This is a genomic window from Bacillus sp. FSL K6-1000, from assembly GCF_038630785.1.
GTDB classification, from domain to species: domain Bacteria; phylum Bacillota; class Bacilli; order Bacillales; family Bacillaceae; genus Bacillus; species Bacillus safensis.
Window position 1 is genome coordinate 1,481,949 of sequence record NZ_CP152042.1, and the last position, 12,856, is coordinate 1,494,804.

Below are 12,856 nucleotides of genomic sequence, written 5' to 3' on the forward strand. Positions count from 1 at the left end.
AATCGAGATACATGGTAACACAATCTGTCGTAAAAGAAATTGGGATCTTAGTCCCGCAATTTAAAGAAGATAAGCTGATTGTATTATTTGGACCCGCAGCGCCGCAGGAATTAAGAGATATGTCTGTCATTCATGAGTTCGAACATCTAGAAGAAGAGCCGCTGAAGCTGGGCGGAACCATTCAAGTGGGCGATCAAACGTACACGATCACAGCCCTCGGCAATAAAGCAAATGACAACTTTAAAGAGCTCGGCCATATTTCGATCTACTTCCAAGAGCCGTTTGATGATGTATTACCAGGAGCTGTATTTGCATCCCCGCACACGTTTCCTGATATAAAAGAAGGCGTACGAATTGAAATTTCGTAACCATAAAAAAAAAGCTGTTCCTAAAAAGGAGCAGCTTTTTTACATGAGGTTTACCAGAAAGAGCATTTGCGATATGCTGTAAACATTCATTATTTGTATATTCAGAATTTTTACTCAGGAGGAAGTTATCGTGTCACTTGAATTGAAGAATGTTTCATTAAAACGAAATGGGAAATGGCTGCTTGAGTCTATTGACTGGCAGGTGAACAAGCAGGAACACTGGGTACTTTACGGTTTAAATGGTGCGGGGAAAACCGCATTATTAAATATGCTCTGCTCTTATTATTTCCCCACGTCAGGCGAGATGACAGTGCTGGGACATGTCTTTGGCAAGGAGGCTCTTGGTGAAAAGCTCAGGAGGAAAATTGGACTCATCTCAGCAGGACTTGAAAAGAAATTGCACAGAGACGACAATGCTTTTGAAATTGTGCTGAGCGGCGCATTTGCTTCTATCGGGCTTTATGAAACCCCGACAGATGAAATGAGAGAGAAAGCCATTGATCTATTAAAAGCATTCGGTTCATTCAAATATGCCAACAGAACTTATGAAACACTCTCACAGGGAGAGAAGCAAAAAGTCTTGATTGCGAGGGCTTTAATGAATGATCCGCAGCTCTTGATTTTAGATGAACCTGTGACGGGTCTTGATTTTCTAGCAAGAGAGCAAGTGCTGGAGACCATCTCATTGATTGCAGCAAAGCCTGATGCGCCTACTTTGCTCTATACGACCCATCATGCAGAGGAGATTCTGCCTGTTTTTCAGCATACCTTATTATTAAAAAAAGGATCTGTTTTTGATCAAGGAGAAACAAAAGAGATGATGACAAGCGGCCTGCTTTCTTCTTTTTTTGAATGTCCGGTAGATGTCATGTGGAGAAATGGCCGTCCGCATTTAAGTAAATTGTAGATAAAAGAAACTATTGGTCTGCGTCCCTGCTTTTCCATCATACATATTATAGTAGAAAACGAAAGGCGGGGAAGGACAGATGATCAGCATTTCTGAATTCCAAATCAAGGATGTCGTCGATGTATCCAGCGGGAAAAAACTAGGTACCATTGGGGACATTGATATTAATGTCACAAGCGGCAAAATCCAAGCGATTATTATTGGCGGCACAGGTAAAATGATGGGATTTTTCGGAAAAGAAGAGGAAATGATTGTCCCATGGCGAAATATAGTAAAAATTGGCGAAGATGTGATACTTGTCCGCTTGTCTTCTTAATTCGTATAACTCCTCAATGAATCATTCAATTTTTCCTTAAAATAAACTCTTCATTCTTAGCAAACAATGTCTTTTTCGGGTAAAAAGATTACGTTTTCATATCAATTTGAAAAAAAACCTGCAGAAAGGGCACATTTGAGTGTAATATTTAATGAATCCCACTAACTGTCTATGTATGTCTTGTGGTAAAATAGGAGCGAAATAAAGAGAGATGAATGAAAGGTGGGAGGCAGCTTTGACACACAAATATGACCCCTTTCAGCAGAAATCACCATATGCAATGACCATTCATGATTGGACGAACATGACATGTTCTGGTAAAGAGGTATTGGCTGGGTTTACAACAAAAAATGGCGGCTTCAGCCTTACTCCATATCAATCATTGAACACTGGACTCCATGTAGGAGATGATGCTTCTAGTGTTCAAATGAATCGTCAAGTCATAGCAGATGCTGCTGCTGTGCCGCTCTCTGATTGGGTGTTTGCAGACCAAACACACGAGGATCGCATCCTGAAAGTCACCAAGGAGCAAAGAGGAAGAGGAAGTCTTCATTATGATGAGGCACTGCCTGGTACAGACGGTTTATATACGTCTGAGACGAACATGATGCTCGCTCTTTGTTTCGCTGATTGTGTTCCGCTTTATTTTCTAGCTCCGCAAAACGGAATAATTGGAACGGCTCATGCCGGCTGGAAAGGAACCGTCAAGCAAATTGGTGCAAAGATGGTTGATGTATGGGTCAGCCAAGAAGGTGCCAAGGCCGATCAGATTCAAGTCGTCATTGGACCATCCATTGGCAGCTGCTGCTACATAGTCGATGACGTCGTCATGGATCAAGTGAAACAGCTTCCTTTTTCAACAGAGGATGTGTATTCCGAGATTTCACAAGGACAATATAAAATTGATTTGAAAACACTAAACAAAAACGTATTGCTTCATGCAGGAATAAAAGAAGAAAACATACATGTCAGTTCGATGTGCACAAGCTGCAATGATCAGCTTTTCTTCTCACACCGGCGTGATCAAGGGAAAACAGGACGTATGATGTCTTTTGTCGGGTTTAAGGAGGCATAAGTGCAATTGAATGTACGAGAGAATCTCAGACAAATAAATGAACAAATAAACGAAGCATGTAAAAGAGCCGGTAGACAACCAGCAGATGTATCAGTCGTCGCTGTGACAAAATATGTCTCGATTGAACGAGCACTAGAAGCCAAGGAAGCAGGGATTGTGCACTTTGGTGAAAATCGAGACCAAGGGTTACTTGAAAAGCAGGCGGCCATAACCGATGAAAACATTAGCTGGCACTTTATCGGCAGTTTACAAACACGAAAAGTGAAATCAGTCATTCAGACAATTGACTACTTACATTCGCTCGACAGGATGTCTCTTGCGAATGAAATTGAAAAAAGAGCGAATCACACAGTTCGCTGTTTTGTACAAGTGAACACATCACTTGAGGAGTCAAAACATGGCTTGAAAAGTGAAGACGTCATTCCATTTGTGAAACAGCTCGCTGATTTCAAACAGATTGAAATTGCAGGACTGATGACGATGGCTCCATTTACAGAGGATCACACTGTGATTCGCAACTGTTTTAAAGCATTAAAAAACCTTCAAGAAGAAGTAAAACATCTTAACCAAGTAAATGCACCTTGTCAGCATTTATCGATGGGCATGTCAAATGATTTTGAAATCGCAATTGAAGAAGGTGCGACATTCGTTCGGATTGGCTCTTCACTTGTTGGAAATGAAACAGGAGGTGCGTGACATGAGCATAAAAAATAAGTTTAAAAGCTTTTTCACTCTCGACGATGAAGAGTATGAGTACGAATATATTGATGAAGAAAGAGAACCCGTTCAAGAAGAAAAAGGAACGAAGGACAAAGCAGCATTTCAAGATCGCCCGCAGACAGGAAAACAAAATGTCGTCAGCTTGCAAAGCGTGCAAAAATCCTCTAAAGTGGTGTTAAGTGAGCCGCGTGTTTATGCAGAGGCGCAGGAGATTGCAGACCATATTAAAAACAGACGTGCAGTCGTCGTGAATTTGCAGCGCATTCAGCATGATCAAGCAAAGCGAATCATTGACTTCTTAAGCGGAACCGTTTATGCAATCGGTGGAGACATCCAGCGTATTGGCTCGAATATATTCCTCTGCACACCTGATAATGTAGATGTATCTGGCACAATATCAGAGCTATTGACAGAGGAAGAACCTCAGAGGTGGTAAATCATAGTGATTCTAAATTTCATTTTTAATATTTTAGGAACGGTATTAACGATTTACTCATTCGCGATTATTATTTACATCTTTATGTCATGGGTGCCATCTGCAAGAGAAACTGTGTTTGGCCGTTTTCTGACAAATATTTGCGAACCGTATCTAGAACCATTTCGTAAAATTATTCCGCCAATCGGTATGATTGACATCTCGCCGATTGTGGCATTGCTTGTAATTCGTTTTGCATCATCATATGGACTAACTGGTCTTTACAATATGATTGTGCGCTTCATGTAAACAGGCTGCCGGGCTTGGCACTGCCAGGCTCTTTTACATAAGAGGGGAACAAAATGAGCGATATCTATCAGCATTTTAGAAAAGACGAACAGCCATTTGTCGACCAAGTGTTAGGCTGGAAAAAAATCGCACTCGACCAATATCGAATGAAATTAACAGACTTCCTTGATCCGCGTGAGCAATTTATTACCGAGTCCGTCATCCAGCATGCTGAAGAACTTGGGATCATGTTTTTTGGCGGGTATGAGGGAGCCGAGCGCAAAAGAGCTCTTATTTATCCTGATTATTTAGAACCTTCTATTGAAGATGTTGAGCTGTCATATTTTCAGGTGAACTATGCGAAAAAGTTTATTTCCTTAGAACACCCGAAGCTTCTCGGCTCATTGATTGGGACAGGCTTGAAGCGTCAAAAATTCGGAGATCTATTATTTTCAGAGGAAGATGTGCAGTTTATTTGTACAAGTGATGTCGCTGATTTTGTGCGGGCGCAGCTGACACATGTCGGCAGAGCCTCCGTTTCATTAGAGGAAATCACGCAGGCAGAAATAAAGCCAGTGATGACGAAGACTGATATCAAAGAAGATACCATTTCTTCACTTCGGCTTGATGCTGTATGTGCTGCTGTCAGCCGTCAGTCTCGGCAAAAAGCACAGCTTTTAGTCAAAAATGGACTTGTCAAAGTCAATTGGAAAGTCACTGAGGACCCTTCCTTTACAATCGGTGAAGGCGATCAGCTCTCTGTTCGGGGATTTGGCCGCTTTAGCCTCAAAACGATTGATGGGAAGACCAAAAAAGATAAATTCAAAGTAACATTTGAGCTTATGACATAACGAACTTGAATCTGGAGGTGGCGAGGTTGCCATTAACACCTAATGATATTCATAATAAAACGTTCACAAAAAGCTTTCGCGGCTATGACGAAGACGAAGTAAACGAGTTTTTAAGCCAAGTACGTAAAGACTACGAGATCGTACTCCGTAAAAAGAACGAGCTTGAAGACAAAGTAAACGAGCTTGACGAAAGACTAGGTCATTTTGCAACAATTGAAGAAACATTAAACAAATCGATTCTTGTGGCGCAGGAAGCAGCAGAAGACGTTAAGCGTCATTCTGATAAAGAAGCAAAATTGATTATTCGGGAAGCAGAGAAAAATGCAGACCGTATTATTAACGAAGCGCTGTCAAAATCAAGAAAGATTGCAATGGAAATCGAAGAACTGAAGAAACAATCGAAGGTCTTTAGAACTCGTTTCCAAATGCTCATCGAAGCTCAGCTTGATCTTCTGAAAAATGATGATTGGGATCATTTACTGGAATATGAAGTGGACGCTGTCTTTGACGAAAAAGAATAAGCGCATCATCTTGACATGAAGTGCTCATGTTGCATATAATACCATCATAAATTAACAAGAGATAAACGTTTGAAAGGGACACTCGCAGCTGTCACATGCGTAATTAAGCGAATCAGGGATGGTGGAAGCCTGACATTACGAGACGCTGCAATGAGATCACCCCTTTAGTTCCTTTTCTGAAAAAAACAGTAAGAAAAGGCGTCTGATCACGTTACGATTTTAGAGTGGATAAGCGGCTGCTTAAATAGCGCTTGTCTAAAAGGGTGGTACCGCGAGACAAGCCTTCTCGTCCCTTATGGGATGAGAGGGCTTTTTTTATTGTTTTTTAATCAGAATTTGCATGTGGAGGAATGGGTATGAACTACAAAGACACCTTATTAATGCCGAAAACAGAATTCCCGATGAGAGGGAACTTGCCGAACAAAGAGCCTGAAATCCAAGAGGAGTGGGCAGAGAAAGACATCTATCAAATGGTTTTAGAGCGGACAAAAGGACGCCCGACGTTTATTTTGCATGATGGGCCTCCATATGCGAATGGTGACATTCATATGGGGCATGCACTCAATAAAATCCTAAAAGATTTTATCGTCCGTTTTAAATCAATGAACGGATACCATGCTCCGTACGTACCGGGCTGGGATACACACGGGCTGCCAATTGAAATAGCTCTTACTAAAAATAAAAAAGTAAAACGCAAAGAAATGTCTACAGCAGAATTCCGCAAACTATGCGAGGAGTATGCTTGGAAGCAAATTGAAGGTCAGCGCAGCCAGTTTAAACGCTTAGGCGTCAGAGCAGACTGGGACAATCCATATGTCACATTAAAGCCTGAATATGAAGCGCAGCAAATTCTTGTCTTTGGTGAAATGGCGAAGAGAGGCTATATCTATAAAGGATTAAAGCCAGTTAACTGGTCTCCTTCAAGTGAATCAGCTCTTGCTGAAGCGGAAATTGAATATAAAGACAAACGTTCACCATCGATTTACGTTTCGTTTAAAGTAAAAGATGGCAAAGGCGTTCTTGAAAACGGCGAACAATTCATTATCTGGACAACAACACCTTGGACGCTTCCTGCAAACCTTGGCATTTGTGTTCATCCAAACTTAGAGTACAGTGTTCTTCAAGTAGGTGATGAGCGTTATGTCGTTGCATCTGAACTGGTTGAACAAGTAGTAAAAACACTCGGCTTTGAAGAGTATGAAGTCGTGAAAACGCTAAAAGGAAAAGAATTAGACAACATCGTTGCAGAGCATCCAATATATGGTAGAGATTCTCTTGTGATGCTTGGCGATCACGTGACAACTGATGCAGGAACAGGCTGTGTTCACACTGCACCAGGCCACGGGGAAGATGACTTTATTGTCGGTATGAAATACGGTCTTGATGTGCTCTGTCCAGTAGATGAAAAAGGTGTGATGACAGATGAGGCACCTGGTTTTGAAGGACTATTCTACGAGGATGCCAATAAAGCCATCACAGAACAGCTTGAAGCAAAAGGCGCGCTGAAAAAGCTCGACTTTATCACGCACTCCTACCCGCATGACTGGAGAACGAAAAAACCAACGATTTATCGTGCAACAGCTCAGTGGTTTGCATCCATTAAAGATTTTAGAGAAGCGTTATTAGACAATATTAAAGTAACGAAATGGGTTCCAGCATGGGGTGAAACACGCCTGTTCAATATGGTGCGTGACAGAGGTGACTGGTGCATTTCAAGACAGCGTGTATGGGGCGTTCCAATTCCGGTGTTTTATGCGGAAAATGGTGAGCCGATCATCACGGACGAAACCATCCAGCATGTATCTCAATTATTTAGAGAGCATGGCTCGAATATTTGGTTTGAAAAAGAAGCGAAAGAGCTATTGCCAGAAGGCTTTACACATCCAGGCAGCCCGAATGGTGAATTCACTAAAGAGCAGGACATCATGGATGTATGGTTTGATTCCGGTTCTTCTCACCAAGCCGTTTTAGAAGAAAGAGATGACCTAGTCCGTCCGGCAGATCTATACCTTGAAGGCTCTGACCAATATCGCGGCTGGTTTAACTCCTCTTTATCAACAGCAGTTGCTGTCACTGGAAAAGCACCGTATAAAGGTGTCCTAAGCCACGGCTTTACGCTTGATAAAGAAGGACGTAAGATGAGTAAATCATTAGGCAACACGATTGACCCAACGAAGGTTGCGAAGCAGCTCGGTGCAGAAATTCTTAGACTTTGGGTATCTTCTGTCAACTATCAAGCCGATCATCCAGTGTCTGATGATATTTTGAAACAAGTAGCAGAAGTCTATCGTAAAATCCGTAACACCTTCCGCTTCCTGCATGGAAACCTATTTGACTTTGATCCAGCAGTAAATGCCGTGCCAGTAGAAGAGCTTCGCGAAGTGGACCAATACATCTTGATCAAATTAAACAAATTGATTGATAAAGTGAAAAAAGCTTATGATGATTACGAATTTGCGGTCGTCTATCATGCGATTCACAATTTCTGTACAATTGAGCTCAGCTCTTTCTATCTCGATTTTGCAAAGGATGTCGTCTACATTGAGCATGCAGATCATCCAGACCGCCGCAGCATGCAGACTGTCTTCTACGAAACATTAATGGCATTAGTGAAGCTGACTGCACCAATTCTTCCGCATACAGCAGATGAATTATGGAGCCACTTAAGCTTTGTTGAAGAGCCAAGTGTTCAGTTAACAGATATGCCAGAAGGTGTGGCAGTTCCTCAAGCTGAAGCGACAGAAGCGAAGTTTGACCGCTTTATGGAGGTACGTGACGATGTGCTAAAAGCGCTGGAGATTGCGCGTAATGAGAAAGTCATCGGTCGTTCACTTGAAGCAAGTGTGACGCTTTATGCGACAGACGAAGTGAAAAACCTTCTTGCATCCATTAAAGAAGATGTGAAGCAGCTCTTTATCATCTCTGAATTAACGGTCGAGGATAAGCAGCATGCAGATACATCGGCGCCTGAATATACATCAGGAAGAATTGTGGTTCAAAAAGCAGAAGGAGAACTGTGCGAACGTTCCCGCATTATTTCAAAAGATGTTGGTGCAAATCCGAAATACCCAACATTGTCGCTGAAAAATGCTGAAATCGTGGAGAAATATTACCAAAATTAACAGTGCGATATCACAAGCTGGCGCCCCGTCATATGCGGGGCGTTTTCTTTTTTGAGAAAATGACAGCGTTTAGAACGAAAGGAAAAATCTTATGGCTTTAAAGTAACCAGGCAGGGCAACAATATGATTATCACGACAGGGCAGGAGTTGAAATAGCGACATGAATGGCGATCTAGAGACGATTTACACGGAACTCCTTCAAATAAAAGAAGAGCTGCAATCTAAACTGTTTGAATACGCATCATTTCGTTCACCCGCTGAGCATGTCTCGTTGAATGACGTTAAAACGACCACACTTCTTTATCACATCAAAGAAGAGCTGCAAGATGTGTCTCTCGCTATTGCAAAGATCGAACAAGGGACCTATGGCATATGTGAGGCGACAGGTAATATGATTCCGCTTGAACAAATGAGCATTCTTCCTACCGCCCGCACGGCTGACGACTTTTTATATCATAAGCAATACGAGAAAAAAGCATTCACTCCTTATCCTTCCGAATCAAATGATTCTCATTTTGAAGCCTTCCACATGTAGGGAGGTTTTTGTCTGTCAACTAAAGTTTCTTTACTCCTTCCTGTTTTCTTGATAAAATGCTTAAAGATCAAAGTATGAAGATGGAGGAACGTGTGTGTTCTATTACATAATCGCATTCGTTATCATTTGTTTAGACCAATTAACAAAATGGCTCATTGTCAAAAATATGATGCTCGGTGATTCTGTTCCAGTCATTGATGGATTCTTTTATATCACGTCTCACCGAAATTCAGGAGCCGCATGGGGAATTCTCCAAGGGCAAATGTGGTTTTTCTATGTGATCACACTCGTTGTTATTGCGGGAATTGTTTATTACTTACAAAAACATGGACAAAAGGACAAGCTGCTTGGAGTAGCGCTGGCCTTAATGCTTGGCGGAGCGATCGGAAACTTTATCGACCGTATTTTCCGTCAGGAAGTGGTTGATTTTGCTCATTTCGTATTTGGGGATTATCACTACCCAATCTTTAATATTGCAGATTCTTCTCTCTGTGTAGGGGTTATTCTGCTCTTCATTCAAATCCTGTTAGAGGGAAAGAAAAATAAGGAGTCAACTACATGAATCAAGTAAATATTGCCGTTTCAGAAGAACAAACGAGTGAACGGCTAGATAAATTTCTAAGCACAACAGAACCAGAATGGTCAAGAACCCAAGTCCAGCAATGGGTAAAAGATGGGCTGATCGAAGTAAACGGGAAACAAGTAAAGGCCAATTACAAAGTACAAGCTGGGGATCAAATCAAAGTGGAGATTCCAGATCCGGAAGCGCTAGATGTAGAAGCAGAACCAATGGATCTTGATATTTATTATGAGGATGCAGATGTGTTAGTCGTAAATAAACCACGAGGAATGGTCGTTCATCCAGCGCCAGGTCATGTGTCAGGTACACTTGTAAATGGTCTGATGGCACATTGTACCGATTTATCAGGGATTAACGGTGTGATGCGTCCTGGAATTGTCCACCGAATTGATAAAGATACGTCTGGGCTGTTAATGGTCGCGAAAAACGATATGGCACATGAGTCACTCGTCAATCAGCTGGTGGCTAAAACTGTCACAAGAAAGTATACGGCCGTTGTCCACGGTATTATCCAGCATGATACAGGCACAATTGATGCACCAATTGGCAGAGACAAAAAAGACCGCCAAAGCATGACGGTCACAAAAGAAAATGCAAAACAGGCCGTCACTCACTTTGATGTGATTGAACGCTTTAAAGACTTCACGGTTGTCGAGTGCCGTCTTGAAACAGGAAGAACACACCAAATTCGTGTTCATATGAAATATATCGGCTATCCTCTTGCAGGTGATCCGAAATATGGGCCGAGAAAAACAGTCGATTTTAATGGACAGCTGCTGCATGCAGGTGTTTTAGGATTCGATCATCCTAGAACAGGAGAATATATCGAGTTCACAGCACCAATTCCAGCTGATATGAGGGGCTTTATCGATTCATTAAGAAATAACGATTGACAGGCCGTTCTTTTTTTGAAATAATAAACGAAGAAATTGAGATTCTTTAAAACAGTCCAGAGAGGCTGAGAAGGATAACGGATCAATTTGTGCACGAGTATGCACAAATGAACGCCCCTCTCTGCCCTTTGCAGAAGGGGCTTTTTATTTGTCAAAAAGAGGTGTAAAAGATGGAACAAAAAGCAGTTATTCTTGATGAACAAGCGATTAGACGAGCGCTTACCCGAATTGCACATGAAATGATTGAGCGCAACAAAGGGATGAAGGATGTCATCCTTGCCGGGATCAAGACAAGAGGCATACATCTTGCAAAGCGCCTTGCAGAGCGCATCGAGCAAATTGAAGGAAATCCAGTCACTGTGGGTGAACTTGATATTACGCTATACCGTGATGACCTGACAAAGAAGACAGACAATCAAGACCCGCTTGTAAAGGGAGCAGACATCCCAGCTGACATTAATGACAAAACACTCATTGTCGTTGACGATGTCCTGTTTACAGGCAGAACCGTCAGAGCAGCTATGGATGCCCTTGTGGATGTAGGACGACCATCTTCCATTCAGCTGGCTGTGCTCGTCGACCGGGGACACCGGGAGCTGCCAATTCGAGCGGATTATATCGGGAAAAACATTCCGACATCAAAAGCAGAGACCGTTATGGTTCAACTGAATGAAGTAGATCAAAACGACCTTGTCGCTATATACGAAAAATAACCTTTTTAAATGCATTCCAGAGAGTTTGCAAAGAGGGCAATAACAGAGACACCGAGCACACGGCTAACATGACGTGTCTGGTTTTTCTAGGCCTCTTTGCGCATACTCGCAAAGAGGCTTTTTTAATGAAAAAGGACACATCTAGGAGGAAAATCATGAGTCAGCAAAAAGCCAATTTAGGCATTCGAGATATCCCAAAACCATTCACATGGCTATCACTTAGCCTGCAGCATTTGTTTGCGATGTTTGGTGCAACCATTCTTGTACCAAAAATCATTGATATGAGTCCAGCCGTCGCGCTCATCTCAAGCGGTGTGGGAACAATTGTTTACTTAATCATCACAAGAGGACAAATTCCGGCGTATCTTGGATCGTCCTTTGCCTTCATCGCCCCCATACTGAATGTGAAAGCAACGGGCGGCCCCGGAGCCGCAATGGTTGGCGCCTTCATGGCGGGTGTCGCTTATGCGCTCATTGCCCTGTTCATTAAATGGCTCGGCACAGGCTGGCTGATGAAGCTTCTGCCGCCAGTCGTCGTAGGACCAGTCATTATGGTCATTGGACTTGGACTCGCTGGAACAGCAGTCAACATGGCGATGTATGTTGATCCGAATGCAACCGAGCTTGTTTACAGCCTCAAGCACTTAATGGTCGCTGGCTTCACACTGGCTGTCACGATTATCAGTATGATTTTCCTAAGAGGATTCCTTAGTTTAATCCCAGTATTAATCGGCATTATCAGCGGCTATCTCTTTGCCTTAACACAAGGCATTGTGAACTTCCAGCCGGTCATTGACGCAAAATGGTTTGCTGTCCCAGACTTCGTCGTGCCATTTGTCGACTATACACCTGCTGTGACTTTAAGCATTCTCACAGTGATGGTGCCGGTTGCCTTTGTCACAATGTCTGAGCATATCGGCCACCAAGTGGTGTTAAGTAAGGTCGTAGGACAAGATTTTATTAAAAAACCAGGTCTTCACCGCTCCATTTTAGGAGACAGTGCGGCGACCATCTTCGCTTCACTTATTGGCGGACCACCAACAACAACTTATGGAGAGAACATTGGCGTACTTGCCATCACAAGAGTGTTCAGTATCTTCGTCATCGGCGGAGCAGCAGTGTTTGCGATCTGCTTCGGTTTTGTAGGGAAAATTTCAGCATTAATCAGTACAGTGCCGTCCGCGGTGATGGGAGGCGTTTCGTTCCTGCTCTTTGGAATCATTGCCTCGAGCGGCCTGAGAATCCTGATTGATCATAAAGTGAATTTTGAAGAAAAGCGTAATCTCATTATCGCATCAGTCATCCTAGTCATCGGAATTGGCGGGGCATTCATTGAGGTGAAACAAATCAATCTCACTCTATCTGGAATGGCACTTGCTGCGATTACGGGTGTCCTGTTAAACCTGATCCTGCCGCATCAAAAAGCGGAAGATGACGAGTCAAATGAATCAAATACAGAAAACCTTTTAAAAGAAGTCCAGTGAGGCTGACAAGGGTTCTAAATGGAGCAGAATGCACGAAAGTGCCGCTGCTTCTTTTGGAGAACCCTAAG

15 protein-coding genes are annotated in these 12,856 nt (G+C 42.6%); all 15 read left to right on the forward strand.

Annotation, left to right across the window (positions count from 1 at the left end):
- Positions 1 to 11 precede the first annotated feature (11 nt).
- The 15 genes from MHI46_RS07525 to MHI46_RS07595 all read left to right on the forward strand — a co-directional run bounded on the left by MHI46_RS07525 (position 12) and on the right by MHI46_RS07595 (position 12,788).
- Positions 12 to 368 (forward strand): PTS glucitol/sorbitol transporter subunit IIA, encoded by a 357-nt coding sequence (locus MHI46_RS07525; protein WP_007499733.1) that lies wholly within the window; start codon positions 12 to 14, stop codon positions 366 to 368.
- 130 nt (positions 369 to 498) lie between these two features.
- Entirely contained in the window at positions 499 to 1,275 is a 777-nt protein-coding gene (locus tag MHI46_RS07530) for an ABC transporter ATP-binding protein (RefSeq protein ID WP_342503198.1), read from the forward strand.
- Between the two features lie 79 nt (positions 1,276 to 1,354).
- On the forward strand, positions 1,355 to 1,591 hold the full coding sequence (locus tag MHI46_RS07535; protein WP_008344958.1) for a YlmC/YmxH family sporulation protein: 237 nt from the start codon (positions 1,355 to 1,357) through the stop codon (positions 1,589 to 1,591).
- Positions 1,592 to 1,826: 235 nt separating this feature from the next.
- The gene (pgeF, locus tag MHI46_RS07540; RefSeq protein ID WP_342503199.1) at positions 1,827 to 2,666 is read left to right on the forward strand and encodes a peptidoglycan editing factor PgeF; all 840 of its coding nucleotides are present in this window, start codon (positions 1,827 to 1,829) and stop codon (positions 2,664 to 2,666) included.
- 6 nt (positions 2,667 to 2,672) lie between these two features.
- Positions 2,673 to 3,362 carry a YggS family pyridoxal phosphate-dependent enzyme gene (locus MHI46_RS07545; protein WP_342503200.1) on the forward strand — a complete coding sequence of 230 codons (690 nt, stop codon included), beginning with the start codon at positions 2,673 to 2,675 and terminating at the stop codon, positions 3,360 to 3,362.
- A 1-nt stretch (position 3,363) separates the two neighbouring features.
- Positions 3,364 to 3,822 carry a cell division protein SepF gene (gene sepF, locus MHI46_RS07550; RefSeq protein ID WP_024424241.1) on the forward strand — a complete coding sequence of 153 codons (459 nt, stop codon included), beginning with the start codon at positions 3,364 to 3,366 and terminating at the stop codon, positions 3,820 to 3,822.
- 6 nt (positions 3,823 to 3,828) lie between these two features.
- The gene (locus MHI46_RS07555; RefSeq protein WP_024424240.1) at positions 3,829 to 4,110 is read left to right on the forward strand and encodes a YggT family protein; all 282 of its coding nucleotides are present in this window, start codon (positions 3,829 to 3,831) and stop codon (positions 4,108 to 4,110) included.
- Between the two features lie 53 nt (positions 4,111 to 4,163).
- Positions 4,164 to 4,940, forward strand: coding sequence for an RNA-binding protein (locus tag MHI46_RS07560; RefSeq protein WP_039178378.1), 777 nt, complete (start codon positions 4,164 to 4,166; stop codon positions 4,938 to 4,940).
- 26 nt (positions 4,941 to 4,966) lie between these two features.
- Positions 4,967 to 5,461: a DivIVA domain-containing protein gene (locus MHI46_RS07565; protein ID WP_008344947.1), complete on the forward strand. Its 495-nt coding sequence runs from the start codon at positions 4,967 to 4,969 to the stop codon at positions 5,459 to 5,461.
- Positions 5,462 to 5,817: 356 nt separating this feature from the next.
- Complete coding sequence (gene ileS, locus MHI46_RS07570; protein WP_342503201.1) at positions 5,818 to 8,583, forward strand: isoleucine--tRNA ligase; 2,766 nt, start codon at positions 5,818 to 5,820, stop codon at positions 8,581 to 8,583.
- A 160-nt stretch (positions 8,584 to 8,743) separates the two neighbouring features.
- Entirely contained in the window at positions 8,744 to 9,118 is a 375-nt protein-coding gene (locus MHI46_RS07575) for a hypothetical protein (protein ID WP_039178384.1), read from the forward strand.
- Between the two features lie 94 nt (positions 9,119 to 9,212).
- Positions 9,213 to 9,680, forward strand: a complete 468-nt coding sequence (lspA, locus tag MHI46_RS07580; protein ID WP_342503202.1) for a signal peptidase II — start codon at positions 9,213 to 9,215, stop codon at positions 9,678 to 9,680.
- Positions 9,677 to 10,591 (forward strand): RluA family pseudouridine synthase, encoded by a 915-nt coding sequence (locus MHI46_RS07585; protein WP_041084915.1) that lies wholly within the window; start codon positions 9,677 to 9,679, stop codon positions 10,589 to 10,591. Before lspA ends, MHI46_RS07585 begins: the two co-directional genes overlap by 4 nt.
- 170 nt (positions 10,592 to 10,761) lie before the next feature.
- Positions 10,762 to 11,304 carry a bifunctional pyr operon transcriptional regulator/uracil phosphoribosyltransferase PyrR gene (gene pyrR, locus MHI46_RS07590; protein ID WP_024424234.1) on the forward strand — a complete coding sequence of 181 codons (543 nt, stop codon included), beginning with the start codon at positions 10,762 to 10,764 and terminating at the stop codon, positions 11,302 to 11,304.
- A 155-nt stretch (positions 11,305 to 11,459) separates the two neighbouring features.
- Positions 11,460 to 12,788, forward strand: a complete 1,329-nt coding sequence (locus MHI46_RS07595) for a solute carrier family 23 protein (RefSeq protein ID WP_039178389.1) — start codon at positions 11,460 to 11,462, stop codon at positions 12,786 to 12,788.
- Positions 12,789 to 12,856 lie beyond the last annotated feature (68 nt).

What these genes read in the sequence shown, in the direction of transcription:
- MHI46_RS07525 (WP_007499733.1), top strand. Translation starts at nt 12, where the DNA reads ATGGTAACACAATCTGTCGTAAAAGAAATTGGGATCTTAGTCCCGCAA.
- MHI46_RS07535 (WP_008344958.1), top strand. Translation starts at nt 1,355, where the DNA reads ATGATCAGCATTTCTGAATTCCAAATCAAGGATGTCGTCGATGTATCC.
- sepF (WP_024424241.1), top strand. Translation starts at nt 3,364, where the DNA reads ATGAGCATAAAAAATAAGTTTAAAAGCTTTTTCACTCTCGACGATGAA.
- MHI46_RS07560 (WP_039178378.1), top strand. Translation starts at nt 4,164, where the DNA reads ATGAGCGATATCTATCAGCATTTTAGAAAAGACGAACAGCCATTTGTC.
- ileS (WP_342503201.1), top strand. Translation starts at nt 5,818, where the DNA reads ATGAACTACAAAGACACCTTATTAATGCCGAAAACAGAATTCCCGATG.
- MHI46_RS07575 (WP_039178384.1), top strand. Translation starts at nt 8,744, where the DNA reads ATGAATGGCGATCTAGAGACGATTTACACGGAACTCCTTCAAATAAAA.
- MHI46_RS07585 (WP_041084915.1), top strand. Translation starts at nt 9,677, where the DNA reads ATGAATCAAGTAAATATTGCCGTTTCAGAAGAACAAACGAGTGAACGG.
- pyrR (WP_024424234.1), top strand. Translation starts at nt 10,762, where the DNA reads ATGGAACAAAAAGCAGTTATTCTTGATGAACAAGCGATTAGACGAGCG.
- MHI46_RS07595 (WP_039178389.1), top strand. Translation starts at nt 11,460, where the DNA reads ATGAGTCAGCAAAAAGCCAATTTAGGCATTCGAGATATCCCAAAACCA.